Source organism: Leclercia sp. M-A074-M, from assembly GCF_965195605.1.
Lineage (GTDB): Bacteria > Pseudomonadota > Gammaproteobacteria > Enterobacterales > Enterobacteriaceae > Enterobacter.
Genome location: NZ_CBDAHM010000006.1, coordinates 48,839 through 73,368, shown reverse-complemented (window position 1 = coordinate 73,368; position 24,530 = coordinate 48,839). Strand labels below are relative to the sequence as shown.

Below are 24,530 nucleotides of genomic sequence, written 5' to 3'. Positions count from 1 at the left end.
CGTGCGGATGGGAAATTTCGCCTGAATCGATGTGATTCAGGCGAATATGACCGGAGAATTACAGCGTAGATCACGAAGAGATATTTGTCAGACATTAAGTGATATATTTCGCATTGAAAACCGATTTATTTTACTTAAAAATCCCAGTCCTGGTCTTCTGTCTCCACCGTTTTTCCCATGACATAGGACGATCCCGATCCGGAGAAAAAATCATGGTTTTCGTCACCATTCGGCGAGAGCGCGGCGAGGATCGCCGGGTTGACCTCCGCCATTTCCGGCGGGAAGAGCGCCTCGTAGCCGAGGTTCATCAGCGCTTTGTTGGCGTTGTAGCAGAGGAACGCTTTCACATCCTCCTCCCAGCCCGTTCCGGCATAGAGCTCGTCGGTATAGTTCAGCTCGTTATCATACAGATCCATCAGGAGATCCAGCGCAAAGCCCTTCAACGTCTCGCGTTCGGCCTCGCTAACTTTCTCGAGCCCTTTCTGATACTTATAGCCAATATAATACCCATGTACGGCCTCATCCCGGATGATCAGCCGAATCAGATCCGCAGTATTGGTGAGCTTACCCCGGCTCGACCAGTACATCGGCAGCCAGAAACCGGAGTAGAAGAGAAACGACTCCAGAAAGACGCTGGCGATCTTCTTCTTCAGCGGTTCGTCGGCGCGGTAATGTTCCAGTACCCGCTGGGCTTTATGCTGCAACGCAACGCTCTCTTCGCTCCAGCGGTACGAGGCATCCACATCTTTGGTCTGACAAAGCGTCGAGAAGATGGAGCTGTAAGAGCGGGCATGCACCGCCTCCATAAAGCTGATATTCGACATCACCGCCTCTTCGTGCGGGGTCAGCGCATCGTCAATCAGCGACGGTGCGCCCACCGTGTTCTGCACCGTGTCGAGCAGGGTCAGGCCGGTAAAGACGCGGATAGTGACCTGCTGCTCTTCGTGGCTTAAGGTCTGCCACGCCGGAACGTCGTTCGACAGCGGCACCTTTTCCGGTAGCCAGAAGTTGCTGGTCAGGCGGTTCCATACCTCCAGATCTTTGTCATCTTCAATCTTGTTCCAGTTAATGGCGTGAACCCGGGACAGTTTCATGCTCTCTCCTTACAGCGCGCAGGACACGCAGCCTTCTGTTTCGGTGCCTTCCAGCGCAAGCTGGCGCAGGCGAATGTAGTACAGGGTCTTGATCCCTTTCTTCCACGCATAGATCTGCGCTTTGTTGATGTCGCGGGTGGTGGCGGTGTCCGGGAAGAAGAGCGTCAGCGACAGCCCCTGATCGACATGTTTTGTCGCCTCGGCGTAGGTATCGATAATTTTTTCCGGGCCGATTTCATAAGCATCCTGATAGAGGTCCAGATTCTCATTCGTCATAAACGGGGCAGGGTAGTAGACGCGCCCGGTTTTCCCCTCTTTGCGGATCTCGATTTTCGACACAATCGGGTGAATGCTTGAGGTGGCATGGTTGATGTACGAGATCGACCCGGTGGGCGGTACCGCCTGCAGATTCTGGTTGTAGATGCCGTAGCGCATCACGTCGTCGCGCAACTGTTGCCACATCGCCCGCGTCGGCAGGCGGACCCCGGCGCGGGCAAACAGCGCCCGCACTTTTTCCGTTTTCGGCTGCCAGTCACCGCTGAGGTACAGGTTAAAGTACTCTCCGCTGGCGTAACGCGACTGCGCAAAACCGGCGAATCGCTGCCCTTTTTCACGGGCCAGCATCATAGAGGTGTTCAGCGCGTGCCAGGTGATGGTGTAGAAGTAGAGGTTGGTGAAATCCAGCCCCTCCGAGCTGCCGTAGGCAATGCCCTCCCGCGCCAGATAGCCGTGCAGATTCATCTGCCCCAGCCCAATGGCGTGCGAGGCGGCATTCCCGGCCTCCACCGACGGCACGCTGCGGATGTGGCTCATCTCCGACACTGCCGACAGGCCGCGCACCGCGGTTTCAACGGTGCGGCCAAAGTCCGGCGAGTCCATGGTATGGGCAATATTCAGCGAGCCCAGATTGCAGGAGATATCGTGCCCGATACGGGCGTAGTCCAGATTCTCGTCATAGGTTGAAGGGCTGTTAACCTGCAAAATCTCGGAGCAGAGGTTGCTCATATTGATGCGCCCGGCAATGGGGCTGGCATGGTTGACCGTGTCCTCGTACATGATGTAGGGATAGCCGGATTCAAACTGGATCTCGGCCAGCCGCTGGAAGAACTCCCGGGCATTGAGGGTTTTTTTGCGGATCCGCGTATCCGCCACCATCTCGTCATACAGCTCGCTCACCGCCACATCGCCAAACGGCTTACCGTAGATGCGCTCCACGTCGTAGGGGGAGAAGAGCGCCATATCGGCATTCTCTTTTGCCAGCCGGAAGGTGACATCCGGGATCACCACCCCCAGGGAGAGGGTTTTGATGCGAATTTTTTCGTCGGCATTTTCGCGTTTGGTATCAAGAAAACGCATGATGTCCGGGTGATGGGCATGAAGATAGACCGCTCCGGCCCCCTGGCGCGCGCCAAGCTGGTTGGCGTAGGAGAAGGCATCCTCCAGCATCTTCATCACCGGGATCACCCCGGAGGACTGGTTCTCGATGCGCTTGATGGGCGCCCCCGCTTCCCGCAGGTTCGAAAGTAAAAAGGCCACGCCGCCGCCGCGTTTGGAAAGTTGTAGTGCCGAATTGACCGCCCGGCCAATCGACTCCATGTTGTCTTCAATGCGCAGCAGGAAACAGGAGACCAGCTCCCCGCGCTGCGCCTTGCCGCCGTTGAGGAAGGTCGGCGTGGCGGGCTGAAAACGCCCGGAAAGGATCTCGTCCGTCAGCTGGCGGGCCAGCGTTTCATCTCCCTGGGCCAGGGTAAGGGCGACCATCACCACCCGATCCTCAAAGCTCTCCAGATAACGCTTTCCGTCGAAGGTTTTCAGCGTATAGCTGGTGTAAAACTTCCAGGCGCCGAGGAAGGTCTGGAAACGAAAACCGCTGGCATGGGCATGGGCAAAGAGCGCCAGCACAACGCTGCTCTCATAGCGCGCCAGCACCCGTGGGTCGTAGTAACCCTCCCTGAGCAGGTAATCCAGACGCGCCTGCGGGCTGGCAAAGGTCATGCTGTTGGGGCGGACATGGGCATTAAAAAAGGCGTCCACCGCCTCACGATCTTTGCTGAACTGGATCTTCCCGTCTTCATCGTAGAGGTTCAGCATGGCGTTCAGGGCATGGAAATCCTGCGATCCCTGTATCACGCGTTCTGCGGTTGTCGTTGCCAAAATTCGTTTACTCCTTTACGCACGTTGTCGACGTCCTGCTGGGTCCCCATCAGCTCAAAGCGATAGAGGTACGGCACGCCGCACTTTTGTGAGATGACATCCCCGGCGCGGCAGAAGGCCTCGCCGAAATTACGGTTGCCGGCGGCGATCACCCCGCGGATAAGCCCCCGGTTATGGGGATCGTTAAGAAAGCGGATCGCCTGGCGCGGTACCGCCCCGGCGGTTCCGCCGCCGCCGTAGCTGGGCACCACCAGAATAAAAGGCTCGTCCACCTGGATGCGCTCCCGTTCGTTCAGCGGGATCCGCACGGCGGGCAGCCCGAGGCGCACGATAAAGCGGTGCGTGTTCTCCGAGCTGCTGGAGAAGTAGACGAGCAGGCTCATGCCCGGGCGGCCTGCGCAGCCTGCGGCAGCCGGTTAATCAGGTCCGGACGGAACCCCGACCAGCTCATCTCCCCGGCGACCACCACCGGCAACTGGCGGAACCCCTGGGCTTTAAGCCTCTCTGCCGCGTCGGCAACCTGATCCACATTCACCAGTTCGAAGCTCACGCCCCGGCTCTCCATGGCGCGTTTGGTGGCATGGCACTGCACACAGTTGTTGCGAGTGTAAATAATAATGCGCATGATTCGTATTTCCATTTAAAATGGGAGTCCAACGCGATTGAACGCGTCACAGGAGTCTGTCTTGCTAAAAGGAATACTAGATGTAGTTATCCAAACTTTCAACCACACAAGATATGGGAAATTCAAGCGTGCTTGCTGCCGGTAACAACTGTTACGGGAAGGGGAGGTATGGCTTATAAAAATGAAAAACCCCAACACCGCAGGGCATTGGGGTAGAAGAACATAGTACGGCGTTGGGCGTTACTTACGCAGGGCGAGCAGCGCACCGATGAAGATCCCGACGGCGGCGACAGTACCTACCGCACACATGGGTCTCTCGCGAATAAAGGTGTTCGCACAGTTTATGGCATCGCAGGCAGACTGTTTGCTGGTGGAGCATCCATTAAGGCGCGCACGGGTTTCACGCAGTAGCGATCGCGCCTTACGTCTCGCATCTTCCGCTTCGCCCTTCGCATCTGAACCCCAGGATTTCAAAACGCTTTCCAGCGTATCCGCTAATTTCCTGACATCGTTATGGATATCCTGAGCATCGTCCTCAATGTCGTTTCGGTTTGATCGGCTAAACATACAATTCTCCCTTGAATTTGCGGTAATAAACAGTTTAGACCACCTTTTTAATATCTGAAGCCGGTCACGGCTTATCAGGCCGTTTATGGATTTTTCTGAAAGCACTGCTAATGCTGAATACGGTAAGGTTGCCCGGCAGGAAATGATAACGAGGAAAGAATATGTATTTACGACCCGATGAGGTTGCGCGCGAACTTGAAAAAGCGGGATTTACGGTGGATGTGGTAACACAAAAAGCATACGGTTATCGTCGTGGCGATAATTATGTTTATGTGAACCGGGAAGCCCGCATGGGGCGCACTGCGCTGATCATTCATCCGACGTTGAAAGAGAGAAGTCTTTCCTTCGCGGAGCCTGCTTCAGAGATGAAAACCAGCGACCATTACCAGCAGTTCCCGCTCTATTTAGGGGGCAATAATCAGGAACATTATGGTATTCCGCATGGTTTCAGTTCCCGCATGGCGCTGGAGCGCTTTCTGAAAGGCCTGTTTGGCGACTCGCAATAACGACGCGACTGGCTTTCGCCAGTCGCCGTGCTTCAGGCCTTGATCTGCTGGTACTGGCTCACTTTAAACAGACGTCGGCAGTAGTCGAGGAAATAGCCGTAGACGGCACCCATCATCATCGACACCACAATATTCGAGCTTACAGCAGTGGCGATCTGGTGCCAGTCTGCGCCCACCGTTAATAAAATGGCGACATATACCGGCGACTGGAAGGTAACATAGGCCACCACGTCCGCCAGATTTTTCATCCAGCCAGTAGATGAATAGCGGCGGGCAAAACGCATCACCGCATCGCGGTAGAAACCGTACGGCCATGCAATAAGGATGTTCACCGGCACGGCGACCAGACGTGAAGAAAGTGACTGCTCAAAGGTCATTCCGGAGAGGAATATTTCAATCAGCATGTTCACCACCGAACAGTAGACCACCATTGCAAATGTGTCCGCTACAGCGTGGCGCAGGCGAGACTGCCGTGAGAACATGTTCTGACTCCTGAAGATGATACGATAACGAGGCTAAAGCGGGTTGGGATAGTGCTTTAGTTTGCTTTGTTTTTCGTGTATAGCGTATCTCTCTGCATTAAAACTCTCAATTAGCGATAAATTTTTATTTAATGGCGTTTTGTCCGTAAAATTCTCTAAACGAACCGGTTTTGCCAGAACGGCGTTATTTTCTCTGCCCTGGTTATTTTTATCAATGTTAAACAATGACTTAAGTGGTTTTCTTTCTGCGCTCTGGCATGAGCTCTCTGCAGATAAGGTAAAACGCGCACCTCTCAAGCAACTTGTGTTGCTAAGTGGTCGCTATGTAGCGTAAAGCTCTGGAAGTGAGGGTTTGGTTTTATGCGAAACCAGTGAATGGCTATTCGTTTCGGGCGAGGGCGTCACCGCCATTGATGCGGGTAATAACACAGGACAAATAAATAATGGTTAAACGGCTACGCTGAATAAATCATACATTCTAAAAATAACCGCCGTTATATATTCTTTATTCTCAGATGTTGGGCTGGATTATATTTTCGTGCGGTATCGTCTGGATGTTTATAAACAAATGAATTACCATGAGCCGGTATTGATTATTTAGCAGACTTTTGAAAAGGTTTTCATATTATATGACTTCAACATTACACACTCTTAATAATATCCGTACACTCCGCGCGATGGCGCGTGAATTCTCTCTGGACGTGCTGGAAGATATGCTCGAAAAGCTGCGCATCGTCACGGAAGAAAAACGTAACGAGCAGGCTGAGATTGAACAGCAGCGTGCTGAGCAGCAGCAGAAAATTAGCGCTCTGCTGGAGATGATGAAAGCTGACGGTATTTCGGCCGAAGACCTGCTGGGTTCGGAACTGCTGAGCACCAGCGCGCAGCCGAAAAAGCGCAAACCGCGTGCTGCAAAATATCGCTATACCGATCTCGATGGCACTGAAAAAACCTGGACCGGCCAGGGACGTACGCCGAAGCCTATCTCCCTTGCGCTGGCAGAGGGTAAATCGCTGGATGATTTCCTGATTTAATCCGCGCAGACCGGGCGGATTCACGCCGCCCGGTAGCACCGGCGCTTAGCAGACGCCGAAATCGCCATCTTCTTTATACAGCGCCACATCCGCTGCTTTCAGGGTGAACTTCTCGCCCTGCTCGTTACTTGCCTGCACCGCCACAATCTGATCTTCATGCACTTCGATGACTTTAAGTTTCGGGCCGCCCATGCGCGGCTGTACGAGATCGCCAACAGAAAACATAGTTACCTCCTTCTGATAGATGAGCTCCGAGCTTAGCCCAGGCGCAGGCCGCGGTACAGCGCGGCGGGTGGAATACCCCTTAATCGCCCGCCTAAACCTGTGTAAAGAGGGTAAAAGAGGGTAAAACTTCACGCCAACGCTGGCAGCTGTGCGTAGACTCGCTACTCTTAGAGTGAAAATCTCTTTTTTTACAATGACCTGACTGCTTGTATGGAGAATCTATGGGTTTCTGGCGTATCGTAATTACCATCCTGCTTCCCCCGCTTGGCGTGCTGCTGGGCAAAGGGTTTGGCTGGGCCTTTATCCTCAACGTCATCCTGACGCTGCTGGGTTACCTCCCCGGCCTTATCCATGCATTCTGGGTGCAAAGCCGCAGCTAATCCCGCCACAGTAAATCGCTGTAGATCCCGGTCAGCACCCCGTCGGGCGCGAACTGCTGTTTGATCCAACGGGTGACCAGACCGGTTGCCGCATGCTGCGTGGCAAGCAGCATGCGCGAGTCCTGGCGCGGATTATTGATGCGCCGCGTCACCAGTAGCCCCGCCTCCACCGCCTCTCTCGCCATATGTTCCGGTAAAAAACCGATTCCTTCACCCAGAATCTGGCACTGGCATTTAGTATTAAAATCCGGGACCAGGATCGCCTCCTGGCCGTGCAGCAGCCAGCCCACTTTCTTGTTAATGGTATGCGCCGTGTCTTCGACCATGATGTTGGGATACAGGCGCAGCTGGCTCTCGGCCAGCGGCTCCGGGGCCAGGGCCAGCGGGTGGTCCGGGGCGATGGCAAACACCCAGCGGATCGCGCCAATCTCGGTGTAATCGATCCCGCCGCCGTCCAGCAGGGTATCCGGCGCGCCAATGGCGATGTTCGCCTGATTATTGATGATCGAATCCCAGACGCCGTTATAGACCTCGGTAGTGACGGTGATCTGGCAGGTGGGGAACTGTTTCTTTAATACCTGCAACAGGCGGGCGGTATGGCGCGGCGTATAGAGCAGCTGGTTGATGCAGATCCGCACCCGCGTCTCAATGCCCTGGGAGATGGTATCTATCCCGCGCTTGATGGCATGGAAGTCATTCAGCAGGTCTACCGCCTTACGGTAAAAGTAAAAGCCCGATTCGGTGAGCTCGATGCTGCGGGTGTTACGCACAAACAGCACCACGTCGAGGCCGGTCTCCATGCGCTTGATGGTATAGCTGATGGCCGAGGTGGTGACCCCCAGTTCGGTAGCCGCTTTGCTGAAGCTGCTGAAGCGGGCCGCGGTAGTAAACGCCAGCAGGTTCTCTTCGGTAAAGATGGAATTCATATCATGGCTCCTGGCACCCATCAGTTTTGAACATATTTTAACAACGCGGTTACAACTCATTTGAAGCCGGTCACAGTTCTGCGAAATTGCTGCGAGCCCCGCCGGGCAAGGGCTCGTTAACCATAAGCAGAATGCAGCGCAGGCGGTAAAAACGCGGCCAAAGATAAGAAAAAGATTGCACGGACGCACGTTTTGACCGGACTGTTAAATTTATCTCAACAATGAATTGCCTGTCGATGAATCATTTTTAAGCGGATTCTTTTCTGACCAGGCGGTTGCTATGCTCACTCCATCAGAAAGGAAAACCCGGAGTGTGGATATGTCCAGCAATGAACTCGTTACTGAATTTCTGTTAGCCGCCGAACAGGGGAATGTCGAGGCATTAAACGCCTGTCTGGAAAAAGGGGTGGATATAAATGCCACCAACCGGCAGAAAAGAACCGCCATTATTATCGCCAGCCTGAATAAACACTATTCCTGCGTGGAGCGGCTGATTGCCGCTGGCGCAAATATCGACCAGCAGGATCAGACCTGTTTTAACCCGTTCCTGATTAGCTGCCTGACCAACGATCTCACCCTGCTGCGTCTTGTGCTACCGGCCAACCCGGATCTCGACAGGCTGACCCGTTTTGGCGGGGTGGGGATCACCCCGGCCAGCGAGAAAGGGCATCTGGAGGTGGTGCAGGAGCTGCTGGCCCGCACCGACATCAATGTTAACCACACCAACTTTGTCGGCTGGACCCCGCTGCTCGAAGCCATTGTGTTAAATGACGGCGGCCCTCGCCAGCAGGCGATTGTGAAGCTGCTGCTCGACCACGGCGCCAACCCGCACATGACCGATAAATACGGCAAATCCCCCCTCGAACTGGCGCGGGAAAAAGGCTTCAGCGAAATTGAAGACCTGCTGATCGCCGCCGGCGCGTAATACTCCCGGCCAGCCGTTTCGCGCTGGCCTGAATTAAAAATAGCTCTTGCCGTCATGCCTTCGGGCGTGATGTGGCCCCCTTTTGCCCGCATTCAGGAGGACGTAATGCCCACCAAAATCGTGATAAGAAAGAATACCTATTTTGATTCTGTTTCGCTGATGTCGGTTTCCACCAAAGCCAACAAATTGCCCGGCGTGGAGCAGGCTTTTGTTGCTATGGCCACCGAAATGAATAAAGGCGTATTAAAAAATCTCGGCCTGCTGACGCCGGAATTAGAAGACGCCAAAAACGGCGATCTGATGATCGTGATTAAAGGCGAGGCCGCCAACGACGAGACGCTGGCCGCCATCGAGGCGCTGTTTACCCGAAAGGAGCGCGCAGGCTCACACGAATCGCGCTACGCCACGCTCGCCAGCGCCAAAACCCACCGTCCGGACGCCAACCTGGCGGTGATTTCGGTCAACGGCACCTTTGCCGCCCGCGAGGCGCGCCAGGCGCTGGAGAACAACCTCAACGTAATGCTCTTCTCGGATAACGTCTCCCTCGACGACGAGCTGGCGCTCAAGCAACTGGCCCACGAAAAAGGACTGTTAATGATGGGGCCGGACTGCGGCACCGCCATCATTAACGGGGCAGGGCTCTGCTTTGCCAACGCGGTCCGTCGCGGATCCATTGGCATCGTCGGCGCCTCCGGCACCGGCAGCCAGGAGCTGAGCGCGCGCATCCACGAATTCGGCGGCGGCATCTCCCAGCTGATCGGCACCGGCGGCCGCGATCTGAGTGAAAAAATCGGCGGCCTGATGATGCTGGATGCTATCGCCATGCTGGAAGCGGACGAGGCCACCCAGGTCATCGCCCTGATCTCCAAGCCGCCAGCGCCTGCGGTGGCCGAGAAAGTGCTGGCCCGCGCCCGCGCCTGCCGCAAACCGGTCGTAGTCTGTTTCCTTGGTCGCAACGAGCCGCCTGCCGATGAAGCGGGATTACAGTTTGCCCGCGGCACCAAAGAGGCGGCGCTGAAGGCGGTGCTGCTCACCGGCATCAAACAAGAGTCCCTCGATCTGCACCCGCTCAACTGGCCGCTGATTGAAGAGGTGCGCGCCCATCTCACCCCGCAGCAGAAGTACATTCGCGGCCTCTTCTGCGGCGGCACCCTGTGCGACGAAGCGATGTTCGCCGCGCTGGAGAAATATGACGAGGTCTACAGCAACATCCAGCCGGACCCGGCTAAGCGCCTGAAGGACATCAACGTCAGCCAGGCCCATACCTTCCTCGATTTCGGCGATGACGATTTCACCAACGGCAAACCGCACCCGATGATCGATCCGACCAACCGCATCAGCCGCCTGTTGCAGGAGGCACGCGATCCGGAAGTAGGCGTGATCGTGATGGATTTCGTCCTCGGCTTTGGATCGCATGACGATCCGGTAGGGGTGATGATCGAGGCGATCCAGGAGGCGCAGGCGATCGCGAAGGCCGATCACCGCCCGCTGGTCATCCTCGGCTATGTGCTTGGCACCGACCAGGATCCCCAGTCGCTGGCGCAGCAGTGCCAGCGGCTCACCGACGCGGGCGTCATCTGGGCCAGCAGCAGCACCAACACCGGATTACTGGCACGTGAATTTGTCTTCAAAGGAGAGAAAGCCTGATGACCACCTTATTTAACCAGCCGCTGAACGTCATTAACGTCGGCATCGCCCTGTTCAGCGACGATCTGAAGAAGCAGCACGTCCCGGTCACCCATCTCGACTGGACCCCGCCGGGGCAGGGCAATATGCAGGTCGTTGAGGCCCTCGATCAGCTGGCAGAAAACTCGCTGGCGGAGAAAATCGCCGCGGCTAACAAGGTTGCGCTGGAGCGCATTATCCAGTCCCATCCGGTGCTGGTGGGCTTTGATCAGGCGATCAACGTCGTGCCAGGGATGACCCGCACCACCATTCTGCACGCCGGCCCGCCGGTGGCCTGGGAGAACATGTGCGGGGCGATGAGAGGGGCGGTCACCGGTGCGCTGGTATTTGAAGGCTTAGCCAGAGATCTGGAAGAGGCGGCGCAATTGGCCGCCTCAGGCGAGATCACCTTCTCGCCGTGTCACGAGCACGACTGCGTGGGGTCGATGGCGGGCGTCACCTCGGCGTCGATGTTTATGCATATCGTCGAGAACAAAACCTACGGCAACCGCGCCTTCACCAACCTCAGCGAGCAGATGGCGAAGATCCTGCGCATGGGGGCCAACGACCAGAGCGTCATCGACCGCCTGAACTGGATGCGCGACGTGCTCGGCCCGATGCTGCGCGACGCCATGAAGATCATCGGCGAAATCGATCTGCGCCTGATGCTGGCCCAGGCACTGCACATGGGTGACGAGTGCCACAACCGTAATAACGCGGGCACCACGCTGCTGATTCAGGCGCTGACGCCGGGGCTGATCCAGGCGGGCTACCCGGTAGAGCAGCAGCGCGAGGTGTTTGAGTTTGTCGCCAGCAGCGACTACTTCTCCGGCCCAACCTGGATGGCGATGTGTAAAGCCGCGCTGGACGCTGCCCACGGCATCGAGTACAGCACCGTAGTCACCACCATGGCGCGCAACGGCTACGAGTTCGGCCTGCGCGTCTCCGGCCTGCCGGGGCAGTGGTTCACCGGTCCGGCGCAGCAGGTGATTGGCCCGATGTTCGCGGGCTACAGGCCGGAAGACTCCGGGCTGGATATCGGGGACAGCGCCATCACCGAAACCTACGGCATCGGTGGCTTTGCCATGGCGACGGCCCCGGCGATTGTCGCCCTGGTGGGCGGCACGGTGGAAGAGGCCATCGACTTCTCCCGCCAGATGCGCGAGATCACCCTCGGCGAAAACCCGAACGTCACCATTCCGCTGCTCTCGTTTATGGGCGTTCCTACCGCCATCGACATCACCCGCGTGGCGGGCAGCGGTATTCTGCCGGTCATTAACACCGCCATCGCCCATAAAGATGCGGGCATCGGCATGATTGGGGCGGGCATCGTTCACCCGCCGTTTAGCTGTTTTGAAAAGGCGCTGTTGGCCTTCCGCGATCGCTACTTCCTTTAAGGTAAGCATCCATGAAAAGCATGAAACTGGAGTGGAAAAGAGGTGACTGGGCGGCGTACTTCGGGTTGATGACCAACAACCTGACGAACCTGCTGACCATGATGGGGCTGCTCATTTTTGTCGTCGGCATCCCGAAAGAGATTGTTTATGGACGTATTGCGCCAGCCTTCGGGCTGGCGGTGCTGGTGGCGAGCGTCTGCTACGCGTGGTTTGGTCTGCAGATGGCGCGCCAGACCGGGCGTAACGACGTGACTGCGCTGCCGTCGGGGCCGAGCGCGCCCTCGATCTTCACCGTCACTTTTCTGGTGCTGATGCCGGTCTACCAGCAGACCGGTGACGCGGATTTCGCCATCCAGATTGGTCTGGTGTGGTGCTTCGTGGAGGCGATGATCCTCGCGGGCGGTTCCTTCCTCGGCGAAACCATCCGCAAGATGATCCCGCGTACCGTGCTGCTCTCGTGCCTCTCCGGTCTGGGTCTGCTGCTGCTGGCGATGAACCCGATGTTGCAGGCGTTCGAAGCGCCGACGGTCTCCTTTATCGTCCTGCTGCTGATCTTCATCAACTGGTTCGGCAAAAAGCCGATCTTCGCCCGCATCCCCACCGGTCTCCTGCTGCTGATCGCCGGTACGGCCCTGGCGTGGATCTCCGGCCTGCAAAGCCCGGAAGCGATCAAGGCGTCGATGTCCTCCTTCGGCTTTAACCCGCCGGAAGTGCATATCGACAGCTTTATGCAGGGCCTGCCGCACGCCCTGCCGTATCTGGCCTCTGCCGTGCCGCTGGGGCTGGCCAACTACATCTTTGACCTGGAGAACATCGAAAGCGCCCACGCGGCGGGGGATGAGTACCCGACCCGCAAGGTGATGCTGGCCAACGGGCTCTCGTCCATGCTCGGCTGCCTGATGGGGAACCCGTTCCCGGTAACGGTCTACGTCGGCCACGCGGGCTGGAAAGCGATGGGGGCCAGCATCGGCTACACGCTGGCCTCCGGCGTCACCATGTTCATCGTGCCGCTGTTCGGGTTGGGAGCCTTTATGCTCGCCATCATCCCAATGACCGCCATTGTGCCGATTCTGGTCTTTATCGGCGTGGTTACCGCCAACCAGGTGGTGAGGGAGACGCCCAAAGTGGAGGTGCCCGTCATCTTTATCTGTCTCTTCCCGTGGATCGCCAACTGGGCGCTGACCATGATGAACAGCGTGATGGGCGCGGCGGGCACCAACGCGGCGAAAATCGGCACCGACGTGCTGCACAGCAAGGGCATTTACTACGAAGGGCTGATGCACCTGGGTAACGGCGCACCGCTCGCCAGCATGCTGTGGGGCTGTATCGCCATCTTCGCCATCGTCAACAAGCCGTTGCGCGGTGCCGTTGCCGCTGCGGTCGGTGCACTGCTGGCGCTGTTCGGGGTCATCCACGCCCCGGTGGTGGGCTTTGCTGAGGGCAGTTCGCTGACCTTTGTGCTGGCTTACCTGATGATGAGCGGCATGTTTGTGCTGAAGCATGTTCTGGATAGCCGCGAAGCGGCAAGCGCGACGTCGGGCACCGTTATAAAGGACAACGTATGAAAGAGCTTATGGTCGTTGCCATTGGCGGCAACAGCATTATCAAAGATAACGCCAGCCAGTCGATTGAGCACCAGGCGCAGGCGGTGAAAGCGGTGGCCGAGTCGGTGCTGGAGATGCTGGCCTCGGACTACGACATCGTCCTCACCCACGGCAACGGCCCGCAGGTGGGGCTGGATCTGCGCCGCGCCGAGATTGCCCACGAGCGGGAAGGGCTGCCGCTGACCCCGCTGGCGAACTGCGTGGCCGATACCCAGGGCGGCATCGGCTACCTGATCCAGCAGGCGCTCAACAACCGCCTTGCCGCCCGCGGGGAGCAGAAAGCGGTCACGGTGGTCACCCAGGTGGAGGTGGATAAAAACGATCCCGGCTTTACCCATCCTGCCAAGCCCATCGGGGCGTTTTTCAGCGAGACGCAGCGGGATGAGCTGCAACGCGCCCATCCCGACTGGCATTTCGTCGAGGATTCCGGGCGCGGATACCGCCGGGTGGTGGCCTCGCCCCAGCCGCTACGCATCGTTGAGGCGGACGCCATCAAGGCCCTGACGCAAAGAGGCTTTGTGGTGATTGGCGCGGGCGGTGGCGGCATTCCGGTGGTGCGTACCGAACAGGGCGACTACCAGAGTGTGGATGCGGTGATCGACAAAGATCTCTCTACCGCGCTGCTGGCGCGTGAGATCCGCGCCGACGTGCTGGTGATCACTACCGGGGTGGAGAGAGTGTGCATTAACTTCGGCAAGCCAGACCAGCAGGCGCTGGACACCGTCAACGTGGCGCAGATGACGCGCTATATGGAAGAGGGGCACTTCCCGGCGGGCAGTATGCTGCCGAAAATTATGGCCTCGCTGGAATTTCTGCACCACGGCGGCAAGCGGGTGATCATCACCTCGCCGGACTGCCTGCCCGCAGCCCTGCGTGGTGAAACCGGGACCCATATTGTGGCTTAACCCTGGCGGGCTTCCCGCCCGCTGTGTGAATGCGTAAGTAAAAGGACAAGACAATGAGTGAGAATAAAAGCCGCCGGGAGTTTCTCAGCCAGAGCGGCAAAATCGCCACCGCTGCAACCGCCTGCGCCCTGTTTGGCACTGCTGGCTCCGTCGCGTATGCTGCTGACACCGCAAAAGCGACCTGCGAGACGGGCAAACCGATGAACATCACCGCGACACACTACTATCTGGACAACGTGCTGCTGGAGGCCGGGTTTAACGTCGACGGCGACGTGGCCGTCAGCACCCGCACCGAACTGAAAACGCTGGAGATCAAGGAGGGCAAGATCGCTGCCCTGCGCGACAACAACAGCCACGCCGACGCCACGCTGCCGCACTACGATGCGGGCGGCAAACTGCTGTTACCGGCGATGCGCGATATGCACATCCATCTGGATAAGACCTTCTACGGCGGCCCGTGGCGCTCGCTCAACCGCCCGGCGGGCACTACCATTCAGGATATGATCCGCCTGGAGCAAAAGCTGCTCCCGGAGTTGCAACCTTATACCCAGGAGCGGGCGGAAAAACTGATCGACCTGATCCAGTCGAAGGGCTCCACCATCGCCCGCAGCCACTGCAATATCGAGCCGACCTCCGGGCTAAAAAACCTGGAAAATTTACAGGCGGTACTGGCCCGGCGTAAACCCGGGTTTGACTGTGAGATTGTCGCCTTCCCGCAGCACGGCCTGTTGCTCTCAAACGCTGAAAAGCTGATGCGTGAGGCGATGCAGGCCGGGGCGCACTACGTCGGCGGGCTGGATCCCACCAGCGTTGACGGCGCGATGGAGAAATCCCTCGACCTGATGTTCCAGATTGCGCTCGATTACGACAAAGGGGTGGATATCCACCTGCACGAAACCAGCCCGGCGGGGGTGGCGGCGGTGAACTACATGGTGCAGACCGTAGAGAAGACCCCGGAACTGAAGGGCAAGCTGACCATCAGCCACGCCTTTGCGCTGGCGACGATGAACGAACAGCAGGTGGATGAGATCGCCACCCGCATGGCGGCGCAGCAGGTGACGATCGCCTCCACGGTGCCGATTGGCACGCTCCACATGCCGCTCAGGCAGCTGCGTGACAAAGGCGTGTTTGTCATGACCGGGACCGACAGCGTGATCGACCACTGGTCGCCGTATGGCCTGGGGGACATGCTGGAAAAAGCGAATCTCTACGCCCAGCTCTACATTCGCCCGAACGAGCAGACGCTCTCCCGCGCGCTGGGTATCGCCACCGGCGACGTGCTGCCGCTGAACGACAAAGGCGAACGCGTATGGCCGAAGGCGCAGGATGCCGCCAGCTTTGTGCTGGTGGACGCCTCCTGCTCCGCCGAAGCGGTGGCGCGAATTTCTCCGCGTACCGCGACCTTCCATAACGGGAATCTGGTGTGGGGCACGGTAGGGTGATGTGAAGCCGGGTGGCGGCTACGCCTTACCCGGCCTACGAGGTAAAAGCAAACCTCGCCCCGGCCTTCCGGAAACGCTTCGGCGATTTTCAGCCGGACCAGGGAGCCGTTTTAAGTTCCTAATTTTTATGTGATCATTTCATTGCTTTAAAGGCAATTAAATTACCTGGGGTTCCTCAGCTCTGTGGGGAAGGGCATCAGACCGCACGTTCTGTAGGCCGGGTAAGGCGAAGCCGCCACCCGGCGTTACAGGTGATACCCCGACAGCCGCAACTCCCGGTCGATCCACTCGACAAACTGCTGGATCTTCCAGCTACGCTCGTTCATGTGCGGCATCACCAGATGATGGGCGTTTATGGCGATCCCCATGCTGTCCGGCAGCACCTGCACCAGCGAGCCATCGTTCAGATGATCGGTGGCCATCATTTTGCTTTCAAGAATAAATCCCAGCCCCATGCGCGCCGCCTCGAAGCTCATATAGGAGCGATCGAAGCTCAGGCTGAAGTTGAGCCAGGGCCGGTCGATATTGTGCCAGGCAAACCACTTCTCCCAGTTCACCAGGGTGCTGGTGGATGAAATCAGCGCCTGCTGTAAGAGATCCTGCGGTGACTGTACCGGATGCTCGCGCAGGTAATCGGGCGAGGCCAGCACCACCAGCGCGTCATTTTTAATGGTCATCACCCGGTAGGCGTCCCAGTCCGGGATGCCGTGGCGAATGTCGATGTCGATATTATCCCGGGCGAACTGCAGGTTCTCATAAGAGCAGGTGAGGTTGAGGATGATATCGGGATATTCGGCGCGGAACTTGCCCAGGCGGCGCAGCAGCCAGGATAAACCGAAGGTCGGGGAGGAGTGCACGCGCAGCACAGCGTTCTCCTTCTCTTTGATCACCTGCTCGGTGGCGCGCCCGATGGCGCTCATGGCCGCCGAGACCTCCCGCAGATACTTCTCTCCGGTAGGCGTAAGGGTGACCCCCTTGCCGCTGCGGATAAACAGCTTTTTGCCCATCCAGGACTCCAGGGAGGCGATCTGATGGCTCACCGCCGAGGGGGTGACGTTAAGCTGCTCGGCCGCCAGGTGAATGCTCAGGGAGTTGGCGACCGCGATAAAAGACTGAATGTTTCGCAGCGAAGGGATGGGGAGCGTCTGGCGATCCTGCGCGGGCATAACCGGTCCTCCTTGAGGATGTTGCGGTAAAAAAACATAACATTCTGACCCTGCACCGGCAATATTATTGCGGCTGAATGGATTAAACAGGATCCCCGCCACATTTTTAAAAAACCTATATCCCCATAAACGAAGCCGTTATTTTTATGACGCGCTTCGCGAATCAAATTTATCTCAGCAATAAATGAGTTTTATTGAATGGTGTTTCAAACGTAAGCCGATATATTGAGTTTGAACGCGAAATTAAAACGACTCACGTTGTTCGAATAATGAGGTAAAACATGTCTCGTATAGAACAAGCTGTCCCCTACATAGCCACTAAAAAAACCAATTACCGCTTCGTGGTGCTGGCGTTAATATTTATTGTGTATGCCATTAATTATGCAGACAGAACCAATATTGGCGCCGTGCTTCCCTTTATCATCGATGAATTTCATATCAATAATTTCGAGGCCGGCGCCATCGCCAGCATGTTTTTTTTAGGCTATGCCCTGAGCCAGATCCCGGCGGGCTTTTTTATTGCTAAAAAAGGCATTCGCGGCATGGTGGCCCTGTCGATATTTGGCTTCTCTGCTTTCACCTGGCTGATGGGCACCGCCACCTCGGTGCTGGGGCTGAAGTTTATCCGCCTCGGGCTGGGCCTGACGGAAGGCCCCTGCCCGGTGGGGCTGGCCTCCACCATCAATAACTGGTTCCCGCCGAAGGAGAAAGCGACCGCCACCGGCGTCTATATCGCCGCTACCATGTTCGCCCCCATTCTGGTGCCGCCGCTGGCGGTGTGGATCGCCATGACCTGGGGCTGGCGCTGGGTCTTTTTCTCCTTCGCCATTCCGGGGCTGGTGATTGCCGTGCTCTGGTATCTGCTGGTGCGCACCCGTCCCGCAGAGAGCCCGATGGTCTCTAAAGCTGAGTTGGAGACCATCGTCGGGGGGCAAAACGCAGCGGAAACCCGGCGGGAAAATATCGTGATTGAACCGCGCTTCAACCGCCTCGACCGGTTGATCCGCGTGCGCGAGCTGGCCCCGATAGAGACGGTAAAAGGTCTCTTCACCTCGAAGAATATTCTTGGCGACTGCGTGGCCTACTTCATGATGGTGAGCGTGCTCTACGGCCTGCTGACCTGGATCCCGCTCTACCTGGTCAAAGAGAAAGGCTTTACCTTCATGAGCATGGGGCTGGTCGCCAGCATGCCCTGCATCGGCGGCTTTATCGGGGCGATTTTCGGCGGCTACGTGTCGGACAAGCTCCTGGGCCGCCGACGCAAGCCGACCATGATGTTTACCGCTATCAGCACCGTATTAATGATGGTCATCATGCTCAATATTCCGCAAAGCACCGTGGCGGTGTGCGTGGGGCTGTTCTTCGTTGGCCTGTGCCTGAATATCGGCTGGCCCGCTTTTACCGCCTACGGCATGGCGGTGGCGGACAGTAAAACCTATCCCATCGCCGCATCCATTATTAATAGCGGCGGTAATCTCGGCGGATTTGTTTCGCCCATGCTGGCGGGTTATCTGCTGGATAAAACAGGAAGTTTTAATTCTGTCTTTATTTATTTCGGTATTTGCGCAGCCGTTGGCTTATTAATGATTACCCTGCTGGAAGAACCGAAATAATAAATTAAACACCTCTCAATATTTTGGAGTAAATATATGCTACTGAAAGATAAAGTCGCCGTTATTACCGGCGCGGCTTCCGCACGCGGTTTGGGTTTCGCTACGGCAAAACTCTATGCCGAACAGGGCGCGAAAGTGGTCATTATTGATTTAGATGCAGAGGCCAGCAAGCAGGCGGCGGCAAGCCTGGGCGAGGGGCATCTGGGGCTGGCGGCGAACGTCAGCAACGAGCTGCAGGTGAATGCCGCCATCGAGCAGGTGCTGGGCAAATACGGGCGCATCGATATTCTGGTGAATAACGCCGGCATCACCCAGCCGATCAAGCTGATGGATATTAAGCGGGAAAACTATGACGCGGTGCTGGATGTCAGCCTGCGCGGCACGCTCTTAATGTCTCAGGCCGTTATCCCCACCATGCGCGGCCAGCAGTCCGGCAGCATCGTCTGCATCTCCTCGGTGTCGGCCCAGCGCGGCGGCGGCATCTTCGGCGGGCCGCACTACAGCGCCGCCAAAGCGGGCGTGCTGGGGCTGGCGAAGGCGATGGCCCGCGAGCTGGGGCCGGATAACGTGCGGGTTAACTGCATCACCCCGGGGCTGATCCAGACCGACATCACCGCGGGCAAACTTTCGGACGAGATGAAAACCGCCATTCTGGCAGGCATTCCGCTTAACCGCCTCGGCGACGCGCAGGATATCGCCCGCGCCGCGCTGTTCCTCGGCAGCGATCTCTCCTCTTACTCCACCGGCATCACCCTCGACGTCAACGGCGGCATGCTGATCCACTAAGGAGACAGGATTATGACTGATACCACGATTCAACAGGTCGCTGCCGCCGCGTGGCGCATCCGCCGCTATGCCCTGCGGATGGGCGAAGTGCAGGGGCAGGGCTATATCGGCCAGGCGCTGGGCTACGCCGACGTGCTGGCTACCGCCTTTGCCCACGGCATGACCTTTAAGCCCGACGAGCCGGAGTGGGAAGGGCGCGACCGCTTCCTGCTCTCCCACGGCCACTACGCCATCGCCTGCTACGCGGCGCTGATCGAGGCGGGCATTATTCCCGAAGAGGAGCTGGAGACCTACGGCGCCGACGACAGCCGCCTGCCGATGTCCGGTATGGCCACCTACACACCGGGTATGGAGATCTCCGGCGGCTCGCTGGGGCAGGGCCTGAGCATTGGCGTGGGCATGGCCCTGGGGCTGAAGCACAAGGGGAGTGATGCCTGGGTGGTGAACTCCATGTCCGACGGCGAGCTGGACGAAGGCTCCACCTGGGAAGCGGCAATGTCCGCTGCCCACCACGGCCTGTCGAACCTGATCGTGCTGGTGGATATCAACCGCCAGCAGGCCGACGGCAACTCCCACAAAATCCTCGGCTTTGAGCCGCTGGAAGATAAGTGGACCTCGTTTGGCTGGTACGTGCAGCGGGTCAACGGCAACGACGCGCCGGCGCTGGTGGCGGCGTTCGATAACGCGAAGCGCTATCCGGAGAATCAGCCCCGCGTCATTCTCTGCGACACCCTGATGGGCAAGGGGGTGCCTTTCCTTGAGCAGCGCGACAAGAACCATTTTATCCGCGTGGATGCTGACGAGTGGCAAAAAGCGCTCGCGGTGCTGGACGCGAACAAACCGGAAGGAGTGCAGTGATGAGCCAGACCACCGAGAAAAAACCGCGTTTAACCACCTCGGCGATGATCGCCTCTATTGCCGAAGAGGGGCAGGAGACCCGCGCCGCGCCGTTCGGCCACGCGCTGGTGAAGCTGGCGGAGCAGCGCCCGGAGATCGTCGGCATGACGGCGGATCTCTCAAAATATACCGACCTGCATATCTTTGCCCAAGCGCACCCCGAGCGCTTCTTCCAGATGGGGATGGCGGAGCAACTGCTGATGGGCGCCGCGGGCGGGATGGCGAAAGAGGGCTTTATCCCCTTCGCCACCACCTACGCGGTGTTTGCCACCCGCCGCGCCTATGACTTTATTCATCAGGTGATTGCCGAAGAGCACCTGAACGTGAAGATCTGCGCCGCGCTGCCAGGGCTGACCACAGGTTACGGTCCCAGCCATCAGGCGACGGAAGATCTCGCCACTATGCGCGGCATTCCGGGCATGACGATTATCGATCCCTGTGATGCGATAGACACCGAGCAGGCGGTACCGGCCATGGCAGAGCACGATGGCCCGGTCTATATGCGCCTGCTGCGCGGCAAGGTGCCGGTGGTGCTGGACCAGTACAACTACCAGTTCAAAATCGGCAAAGCCGCGCTGCTGGAGGAGGGGAGCGATGTGCTGATTATCGCCTCCGGCCTGATGACCATGCGGGCGCTGGAAGCGGCGAAGCAGCTGCGTAAGGATAACATCAGCGTGGCGGTGCTCCACTCGCCCACCATCAAGCCGCTGGACGAGGAGACCATTCTGGCGCAGGCGGCGAAGCCGGGCAGGCTGGTGGTAGTGGCGGAAAACCACAGCAGCGTGGGTGGCCTGTGCGAGGCGGTGGCGTCACTGCTGATGCGCAACCGGGTGCAGGTCGATTTTGATACCGTCGCGCTGCCGGACGCCTTCCTCGACGCCGGAGCGCTGCCGACCCTGCACGACCGCTACGGGATCTCCACCGCGGCGATGGTGGAAAAAATCCGCCGCAGGCTCTGAACCTGAACGGGGCGAGGCCGACTCGCCCCGGTTACCATCAATACCCTACCTGATACACCCGTCCGCTCTGTACCCCTTCCACGCTGCGGCGATAGGCCTGGGCGACCGTTGCGGCGGGCACGCTTTCGAAGCCCGGGAAGAAACCGTCGTAGGCTTCAGCCGATTCGGTGAGTACCGTCGGGCTAATCAGGTTGATGCGGATCCCGCGCGGCAGTTCGCAGGCGGCGGCGCGGACAAAGCCTTCCAGCGCGACGTTTACCGTGGTGGCATTCACCCCCTGGGCGATAGGCTCGTGGGCGACGATGCCGCTGATCAAAGTGATCGACCCGCCCTCATTCAGATAGTGCTGCCCGGTGAGCGCCAGCCGCACCTGGCCCAGCAATTTGTCCTGCAATCCCTGGTTAAACTCGCTGTCGGTCATGGTCGACAGAGGGCCAAAGTGCAGCCCGCCGCTGGCGGAGACAATCGCATCCACCGGACCGATCTTTTCGAACAGCGCCTGCACGCTGGCCTGGGAGGTGATATCTACCTGATGATCGCCTTTCGTGCGACCCACGCGAATGACTTCATGACGACGACTCAGCTCTTCTGTAACGGCCTGACCGACCGTACCGCTGGCACCAATAATGACGATTTTCATAGCCGACTCCTCTGTGTTGTGAGCCTTGATTGTTTAACAAACCAGAGAGCGGATAAACTGGGCTAAAGTTAGATCATTATTAACCAGAGGTTTGCAATATGGATAAGCTTCGCGGCATGGAGACCTTTATCGCGGTGGTGGAGAGCGGCAGCTTTACCGGTGCCGCCGCCCGGCTGGAGATGTCGGCGGTGATGGTCGGGAAGTATATCGCCTGGCTGGAGGCGCAGCTTGGCACCCGGCTGCTGGAGCGCAATACCCGCCGCCAGAGCCTGACTGACGCCGGGCGGGTCTGGTTCGAAGAGGCAAAGCGGGTCATTGAGCAGGTCGCCATCGCTGAACGTTCGGTGGAGCGTCTGCGTACCGCGCCCGCGGGCACGCTGCGGGTGACTGCGCCCACCTCGTTCGGCGGGTGCGTGATTGCCCCGCTGACTGCCACCTTTTTGCAGCGTTTCCCGGAGGTGCGCGTCGAGCTGGATCTCACTAACCGGATGGTCGATCTGGTGGAGGAGGGGGTAGATCTGGCGATCCGCATTGGCGACATCCACACCGAGGATCTGGTGGCGAAATACCTCTGCCCGTACCGGATGGTGATCTGCGCCGCGCCGGACTACTTAGCCCGCCACGGCACGCCGCAAACGCCGGACGATCTGGTGGAGCATCTTTGTCTCTCTCATACCGTCTGGACCGCACGCAACGAGTGGCGGCTGCCGGGAGTGGAAGGGGAGGTGCGCTGGAAGCGCGATGCGATCCTGCGCTGTAACGACGGATACGGTCTGCGGATGGCGGCGATTGCCGGCGCGGGATTGCTGTTGCAACCGGAGGTGCTGGTGGCGGATGAGCTGGCGAATGGACGGCTGATACGTGTTTTAGAAGGTTACACACCACAACCCCGACCGGTGCACCTGTTATGGCGTCAGGATCTACGTCCGTTGCCGAAACTCACGCGGTTTATTGAGCATATTATGCAGGCACAGTGCGGTTTGTAACGCCCGGCGGCGCTGCGCTTGCCGGGCCTACAAAACCTTCAGACCGTAGGCCGGGTAAGGCATCGCCACCACCCGGCATCAGGCCGCACCAATTAAAAACGGTAACCTACGCCCACATTCCAGCCGTCGATCCCGTAATCATCACCCAGGTCGGCCGTGGTGCCTTCGTAACCGACGTGGATCGCCAGCTCAGGCGTTGGGTTGAACTGTACGCCCGCGCCGTAAGCGAAAGAGGTGGATTTCTCATCGATGCCGTCGCGCTGGGTATAGTTGTCGCCGCCGTTCACCCAGGTAGTGTGGCCGTCTGCTTTCACGCGTGCCACGCCGCCCAGCGCATACAGGGAAACGAAATCATTCAGGCGATATGCCGGGCCTGCCATCAGAGAGTAATATTTCACTTCGACGTGGTTTTTAATGGAGTCGGAAGCGAGATAATAATGCTCGTCCTGATCGCCGCTCATATAGGTAAATGAACCCATCAGGCTGACCGGGGAATCCCACTCGTAGCGATACTGAACGTTCACGCCGCGGATATTTTTGAAGTCTTCAACGTTACTCTGCGCATAACCCACAGAAACAGTCTGATTATCCGCCAGAGCAGCCCCGCTCGACAGACTCGCCGCAACGCATACCGCCAGAGAGAGTTTTTTCATTTTCCGTAATCCTTGTTGTCATTTTTTATGTGTAATGCCATATATCCCCATCTGTCAGGCTGGAGATATTCCACTGCAAATTAAGGCGATAAAATTGTTGGTTTTTTTGGCAGGCGATGAAATAGGGAATAATCTTAAAGCCCGGAATAGTCCTGGAATTTGCCTCCCCTATATTGGTAGGGCGTCATATTTAAAGCTGATGCTTATTTTCTCTGCGGGTATTTCAACGGTGATATCGCAACCTGTCCAGGGCGCTTTACCCTGCATCATATTATTCTGAATATAATAGTCCCGCAGGTTAACTAACAGGAGCCGAAGATGATAACTGGCGAGCTTATCCGGCACGAACCAGTCCAGGTTATCCTGCTGATCAACATAATCATATTCATATTCACAGGACTCGCCATCTTGGGCTAATTTTGCGCGAGCAATGATTTTCTTCGCCTCAGCAGGACCGGCATCAACCAGTAATTGACCAATTTTATTATGCAGATCGTCTAAGTCGCTCATTTATTTGTCCTGAATTTTTATTTAGTACGAGATTATTATCTGTTAATCAGCATACTTAAAATCAATCTTGATTCTGAGCGTTTCAACATCGACCGTTATTTCGCAGGCATGCCAGAACGAAGGCTGTTTTGAGGAGATGTTATTAACAAAAAATGTCCTCAGCTCAACCAGAAGGTCCAGCAAATCAGCATTGGCCTGTGCGCCTGCAGTAAACCAGTTTGTCTCACCTGAGGTGCTGTCCACATAATCAAACTCACATTTGCAGTGATCATTTTCGGGCGACAGCTCAGCACGCACGATGACGGTTGCGGCGTTATCGGGCGCTGCGGCAACTAAGACCGAGCCAATATCATTATAAATAGCCTGGGATTCGCGCATATTTTCATCCT

Annotated in this window: 27 protein-coding genes; 14 read left to right on the top strand and 13 right to left on the bottom strand. The window is 57.6% G+C overall.

All coding sequences use genetic code 11. The features are described from left to right. Positions 1-134: 134 nt before the first annotated feature. From nrdF to ACOKCT_RS13570, 5 genes are all read right to left on the bottom strand, one after another. Positions 135-1,094, bottom strand: a complete 960-nt coding sequence (nrdF, locus tag ACOKCT_RS13590; RefSeq protein WP_159340350.1) for a class 1b ribonucleoside-diphosphate reductase subunit beta — start codon at positions 1,092-1,094, stop codon at positions 135-137. Positions 1,095-1,103: 9 nt separating this feature from the next. Then, entirely contained in the window at positions 1,104-3,248 is a 2,145-nt protein-coding gene (gene nrdE / locus ACOKCT_RS13585) for a class 1b ribonucleoside-diphosphate reductase subunit alpha (protein ID WP_420193571.1), read from the bottom strand. Continuing rightward, the gene (gene nrdI / locus ACOKCT_RS13580) at positions 3,221-3,631 is read right to left on the bottom strand and encodes a class Ib ribonucleoside-diphosphate reductase assembly flavoprotein NrdI (RefSeq protein WP_103180862.1); all 411 of its coding nucleotides are present in this window, start codon (positions 3,629-3,631) and stop codon (positions 3,221-3,223) included. The genes nrdE and nrdI overlap by 28 nt, the downstream gene beginning before the upstream one ends. Beyond that, positions 3,628-3,873, bottom strand: coding sequence for a glutaredoxin-like protein NrdH (gene nrdH, locus ACOKCT_RS13575; protein ID WP_290557515.1), 246 nt, complete (start codon positions 3,871-3,873; stop codon positions 3,628-3,630). The genes nrdI and nrdH overlap by 4 nt, the downstream gene beginning before the upstream one ends. Positions 3,874-4,113: 240 nt before the next feature. Continuing rightward, positions 4,114-4,440, bottom strand: a complete 327-nt coding sequence (locus ACOKCT_RS13570; RefSeq protein ID WP_159340347.1) for a DUF883 family protein — start codon at positions 4,438-4,440, stop codon at positions 4,114-4,116. Between the two features lie 161 nt (positions 4,441-4,601). Between ACOKCT_RS13570 and ACOKCT_RS13565 the strand changes: the two genes are divergently transcribed. Further along, complete coding sequence (locus tag ACOKCT_RS13565; protein WP_039030004.1) at positions 4,602-4,946, top strand: DUF2002 family protein; 345 nt, start codon at positions 4,602-4,604, stop codon at positions 4,944-4,946. A gap of 32 nt (positions 4,947-4,978) precedes the next feature. Here the strand turns inward: ACOKCT_RS13565 and alaE are convergent, their stop codons facing one another. Beyond that, the gene (gene alaE / locus ACOKCT_RS13560; protein WP_159340346.1) at positions 4,979-5,428 is read right to left on the bottom strand and encodes an L-alanine exporter AlaE; all 450 of its coding nucleotides are present in this window, start codon (positions 5,426-5,428) and stop codon (positions 4,979-4,981) included. A gap of 629 nt (positions 5,429-6,057) precedes the next feature. Here alaE and stpA point away from each other — a divergent pair. Further along, entirely contained in the window at positions 6,058-6,462 is a 405-nt protein-coding gene (stpA, locus tag ACOKCT_RS13555; RefSeq protein WP_103180858.1) for a DNA-binding protein StpA, read from the top strand. Positions 6,463-6,507: 45 nt separating this feature from the next. Here stpA and ACOKCT_RS13550 read toward each other — a convergent pair whose 3' ends face one another. Continuing rightward, a complete protein-coding gene (locus tag ACOKCT_RS13550) occupies positions 6,508-6,687 on the bottom strand; it encodes a hypothetical protein (RefSeq protein ID WP_103180857.1) in 180 nt (59 codons plus the stop codon). Positions 6,688-6,908: 221 nt separating this feature from the next. Here ACOKCT_RS13550 and ACOKCT_RS13545 point away from each other — a divergent pair, with 221 nt between their 5' ends. After that, entirely contained in the window at positions 6,909-7,067 is a 159-nt protein-coding gene (locus ACOKCT_RS13545) for a YqaE/Pmp3 family membrane protein (RefSeq protein WP_103180856.1), read from the top strand. On the opposite strand, the gene ACOKCT_RS13540 is transcribed toward ACOKCT_RS13545, so the two are convergent. Then, positions 7,064-7,993, bottom strand: a complete 930-nt coding sequence (locus ACOKCT_RS13540) for a LysR substrate-binding domain-containing protein (protein ID WP_103180855.1) — start codon at positions 7,991-7,993, stop codon at positions 7,064-7,066. The genes ACOKCT_RS13545 and ACOKCT_RS13540 overlap by 4 nt on opposite strands. Positions 7,994-8,312: 319 nt before the next feature. Here ACOKCT_RS13540 and ACOKCT_RS13535 point away from each other — a divergent pair, with 319 nt between their 5' ends. The 6 genes from ACOKCT_RS13535 to ACOKCT_RS13510 all read left to right on the top strand — a co-directional run bounded on the left by ACOKCT_RS13535 (position 8,313) and on the right by ACOKCT_RS13510 (position 15,931). Beyond that, the gene (locus ACOKCT_RS13535) at positions 8,313-8,918 is read left to right on the top strand and encodes an ankyrin repeat domain-containing protein (protein WP_420193570.1); all 606 of its coding nucleotides are present in this window, start codon (positions 8,313-8,315) and stop codon (positions 8,916-8,918) included. Positions 8,919-9,023: 105 nt separating this feature from the next. Then, positions 9,024-10,565, top strand: a complete 1,542-nt coding sequence (fdrA, locus tag ACOKCT_RS13530; RefSeq protein WP_103180853.1) for an acyl-CoA synthetase FdrA — start codon at positions 9,024-9,026, stop codon at positions 10,563-10,565. After that, on the top strand, positions 10,565-11,980 hold the full coding sequence (locus ACOKCT_RS13525) for a DUF1116 domain-containing protein (RefSeq protein WP_180209179.1): 1,416 nt from the start codon (positions 10,565-10,567) through the stop codon (positions 11,978-11,980). Before fdrA ends, ACOKCT_RS13525 begins: the two co-directional genes overlap by 1 nt. An 11-nt stretch (positions 11,981-11,991) precedes the next feature. Further along, entirely contained in the window at positions 11,992-13,545 is a 1,554-nt protein-coding gene (locus ACOKCT_RS13520; protein ID WP_156655140.1) for a xanthine permease, read from the top strand. Next, positions 13,542-14,489, top strand: a complete 948-nt coding sequence (locus tag ACOKCT_RS13515) for a carbamate kinase family protein (protein WP_159340344.1) — start codon at positions 13,542-13,544, stop codon at positions 14,487-14,489. The genes ACOKCT_RS13520 and ACOKCT_RS13515 overlap by 4 nt, the downstream gene beginning before the upstream one ends. Positions 14,490-14,542: 53 nt before the next feature. After that, positions 14,543-15,931: an amidohydrolase family protein gene (locus tag ACOKCT_RS13510; protein ID WP_159340343.1), complete on the top strand. Its 1,389-nt coding sequence runs from the start codon at positions 14,543-14,545 to the stop codon at positions 15,929-15,931. A 245-nt stretch (positions 15,932-16,176) separates the two neighbouring features. Here ACOKCT_RS13510 and ACOKCT_RS13505 read toward each other — a convergent pair whose 3' ends face one another. After that, complete coding sequence (locus tag ACOKCT_RS13505; protein WP_103180848.1) at positions 16,177-17,097, bottom strand: LysR substrate-binding domain-containing protein; 921 nt, start codon at positions 17,095-17,097, stop codon at positions 16,177-16,179. Between the two features lie 281 nt (positions 17,098-17,378). On the opposite strand from ACOKCT_RS13505, the gene ACOKCT_RS13500 reads away from it, so the two are divergent. Genes ACOKCT_RS13500 through ACOKCT_RS13485 form a run of 4 tightly spaced genes read left to right on the top strand, consistent with a single transcriptional unit; the run spans position 17,379 to position 21,352 of the window. Beyond that, positions 17,379-18,710: an MFS transporter gene (locus tag ACOKCT_RS13500; protein ID WP_103180847.1), complete on the top strand. Its 1,332-nt coding sequence runs from the start codon at positions 17,379-17,381 to the stop codon at positions 18,708-18,710. A gap of 36 nt (positions 18,711-18,746) precedes the next feature. Further along, positions 18,747-19,496 (top strand): SDR family NAD(P)-dependent oxidoreductase, encoded by a 750-nt coding sequence (locus ACOKCT_RS13495; protein WP_103180846.1) that lies wholly within the window; start codon positions 18,747-18,749, stop codon positions 19,494-19,496. Positions 19,497-19,508: 12 nt separating this feature from the next. After that, positions 19,509-20,354 carry a transketolase gene (locus ACOKCT_RS13490; protein ID WP_156655136.1) on the top strand — a complete coding sequence of 282 codons (846 nt, stop codon included), beginning with the start codon at positions 19,509-19,511 and terminating at the stop codon, positions 20,352-20,354. After that, positions 20,354-21,352 carry a transketolase family protein gene (locus ACOKCT_RS13485; protein WP_420193569.1) on the top strand — a complete coding sequence of 333 codons (999 nt, stop codon included), beginning with the start codon at positions 20,354-20,356 and terminating at the stop codon, positions 21,350-21,352. Before ACOKCT_RS13490 ends, ACOKCT_RS13485 begins: the two co-directional genes overlap by 1 nt. A 37-nt stretch (positions 21,353-21,389) precedes the next feature. On the opposite strand, the gene ACOKCT_RS13480 is transcribed toward ACOKCT_RS13485, so the two are convergent. Next, positions 21,390-21,992, bottom strand: coding sequence for a short chain dehydrogenase (locus tag ACOKCT_RS13480; protein ID WP_103180843.1), 603 nt, complete (start codon positions 21,990-21,992; stop codon positions 21,390-21,392). A 98-nt stretch (positions 21,993-22,090) separates the two neighbouring features. Here ACOKCT_RS13480 and ACOKCT_RS13475 point away from each other — a divergent pair, with 98 nt between their 5' ends. Beyond that, the gene (locus ACOKCT_RS13475) at positions 22,091-22,978 is read left to right on the top strand and encodes a LysR family transcriptional regulator (RefSeq protein WP_103180842.1); all 888 of its coding nucleotides are present in this window, start codon (positions 22,091-22,093) and stop codon (positions 22,976-22,978) included. Between the two features lie 92 nt (positions 22,979-23,070). On the opposite strand, the gene ACOKCT_RS13470 is transcribed toward ACOKCT_RS13475, so the two are convergent. The 3 genes from ACOKCT_RS13470 to ACOKCT_RS13460 all read right to left on the bottom strand — a co-directional run bounded on the left by ACOKCT_RS13470 (position 23,071) and on the right by ACOKCT_RS13460 (position 24,519). Then, positions 23,071-23,631 (bottom strand): Ail/Lom family outer membrane beta-barrel protein, encoded by a 561-nt coding sequence (locus ACOKCT_RS13470; protein ID WP_159340339.1) that lies wholly within the window; start codon positions 23,629-23,631, stop codon positions 23,071-23,073. A gap of 168 nt (positions 23,632-23,799) precedes the next feature. After that, positions 23,800-24,141, bottom strand: a complete 342-nt coding sequence (locus ACOKCT_RS13465) for a hypothetical protein (RefSeq protein WP_156239645.1) — start codon at positions 24,139-24,141, stop codon at positions 23,800-23,802. 42 nt (positions 24,142-24,183) lie between these two features. After that, complete coding sequence (locus tag ACOKCT_RS13460; RefSeq protein ID WP_327059673.1) at positions 24,184-24,519, bottom strand: hypothetical protein; 336 nt, start codon at positions 24,517-24,519, stop codon at positions 24,184-24,186. Positions 24,520-24,530 lie beyond the last annotated feature (11 nt).

Bases quoted from the DNA above. Each gene is read 5' to 3' on its own strand.
- nrdF (WP_159340350.1), bottom strand. From the start codon at position 1,094: ATGAAACTGTCCCGGGTTCACGCCATTAACTGGAACAAGATTGAAGAT.
- nrdI (WP_103180862.1), bottom strand. From the start codon at position 3,631: ATGAGCCTGCTCGTCTACTTCTCCAGCAGCTCGGAGAACACGCACCGC.
- nrdH (WP_290557515.1), bottom strand. From the start codon at position 3,873: ATGCGCATTATTATTTACACTCGCAACAACTGTGTGCAGTGCCATGCC.
- ACOKCT_RS13570 (WP_159340347.1), bottom strand. From the start codon at position 4,440: ATGTTTAGCCGATCAAACCGAAACGACATTGAGGACGATGCTCAGGAT.
- ACOKCT_RS13565 (WP_039030004.1), top strand. From the start codon at position 4,602: ATGTATTTACGACCCGATGAGGTTGCGCGCGAACTTGAAAAAGCGGGA.
- alaE (WP_159340346.1), bottom strand. From the start codon at position 5,428: ATGTTCTCACGGCAGTCTCGCCTGCGCCACGCTGTAGCGGACACATTT.
- stpA (WP_103180858.1), top strand. From the start codon at position 6,058: ATGACTTCAACATTACACACTCTTAATAATATCCGTACACTCCGCGCG.
- ACOKCT_RS13550 (WP_103180857.1), bottom strand. From the start codon at position 6,687: ATGTTTTCTGTTGGCGATCTCGTACAGCCGCGCATGGGCGGCCCGAAA.
- ACOKCT_RS13545 (WP_103180856.1), top strand. From the start codon at position 6,909: ATGGGTTTCTGGCGTATCGTAATTACCATCCTGCTTCCCCCGCTTGGC.
- ACOKCT_RS13540 (WP_103180855.1), bottom strand. From the start codon at position 7,993: ATGAATTCCATCTTTACCGAAGAGAACCTGCTGGCGTTTACTACCGCG.
- ACOKCT_RS13535 (WP_420193570.1), top strand. From the start codon at position 8,313: ATGTCCAGCAATGAACTCGTTACTGAATTTCTGTTAGCCGCCGAACAG.
- fdrA (WP_103180853.1), top strand. From the start codon at position 9,024: ATGCCCACCAAAATCGTGATAAGAAAGAATACCTATTTTGATTCTGTT.
- ACOKCT_RS13525 (WP_180209179.1), top strand. From the start codon at position 10,565: ATGACCACCTTATTTAACCAGCCGCTGAACGTCATTAACGTCGGCATC.
- ACOKCT_RS13520 (WP_156655140.1), top strand. From the start codon at position 11,992: ATGAAAAGCATGAAACTGGAGTGGAAAAGAGGTGACTGGGCGGCGTAC.
- ACOKCT_RS13515 (WP_159340344.1), top strand. From the start codon at position 13,542: ATGAAAGAGCTTATGGTCGTTGCCATTGGCGGCAACAGCATTATCAAA.
- ACOKCT_RS13510 (WP_159340343.1), top strand. From the start codon at position 14,543: ATGAGTGAGAATAAAAGCCGCCGGGAGTTTCTCAGCCAGAGCGGCAAA.
- ACOKCT_RS13505 (WP_103180848.1), bottom strand. From the start codon at position 17,097: ATGCCCGCGCAGGATCGCCAGACGCTCCCCATCCCTTCGCTGCGAAAC.
- ACOKCT_RS13500 (WP_103180847.1), top strand. From the start codon at position 17,379: ATGTCTCGTATAGAACAAGCTGTCCCCTACATAGCCACTAAAAAAACC.
- ACOKCT_RS13495 (WP_103180846.1), top strand. From the start codon at position 18,747: ATGCTACTGAAAGATAAAGTCGCCGTTATTACCGGCGCGGCTTCCGCA.
- ACOKCT_RS13490 (WP_156655136.1), top strand. From the start codon at position 19,509: ATGACTGATACCACGATTCAACAGGTCGCTGCCGCCGCGTGGCGCATC.
- ACOKCT_RS13485 (WP_420193569.1), top strand. From the start codon at position 20,354: ATGAGCCAGACCACCGAGAAAAAACCGCGTTTAACCACCTCGGCGATG.
- ACOKCT_RS13480 (WP_103180843.1), bottom strand. From the start codon at position 21,992: ATGAAAATCGTCATTATTGGTGCCAGCGGTACGGTCGGTCAGGCCGTT.
- ACOKCT_RS13475 (WP_103180842.1), top strand. From the start codon at position 22,091: ATGGATAAGCTTCGCGGCATGGAGACCTTTATCGCGGTGGTGGAGAGC.
- ACOKCT_RS13470 (WP_159340339.1), bottom strand. From the start codon at position 23,631: ATGAAAAAACTCTCTCTGGCGGTATGCGTTGCGGCGAGTCTGTCGAGC.
- ACOKCT_RS13465 (WP_156239645.1), bottom strand. From the start codon at position 24,141: ATGAGCGACTTAGACGATCTGCATAATAAAATTGGTCAATTACTGGTT.
- ACOKCT_RS13460 (WP_327059673.1), bottom strand. From the start codon at position 24,519: ATGCGCGAATCCCAGGCTATTTATAATGATATTGGCTCGGTCTTAGTT.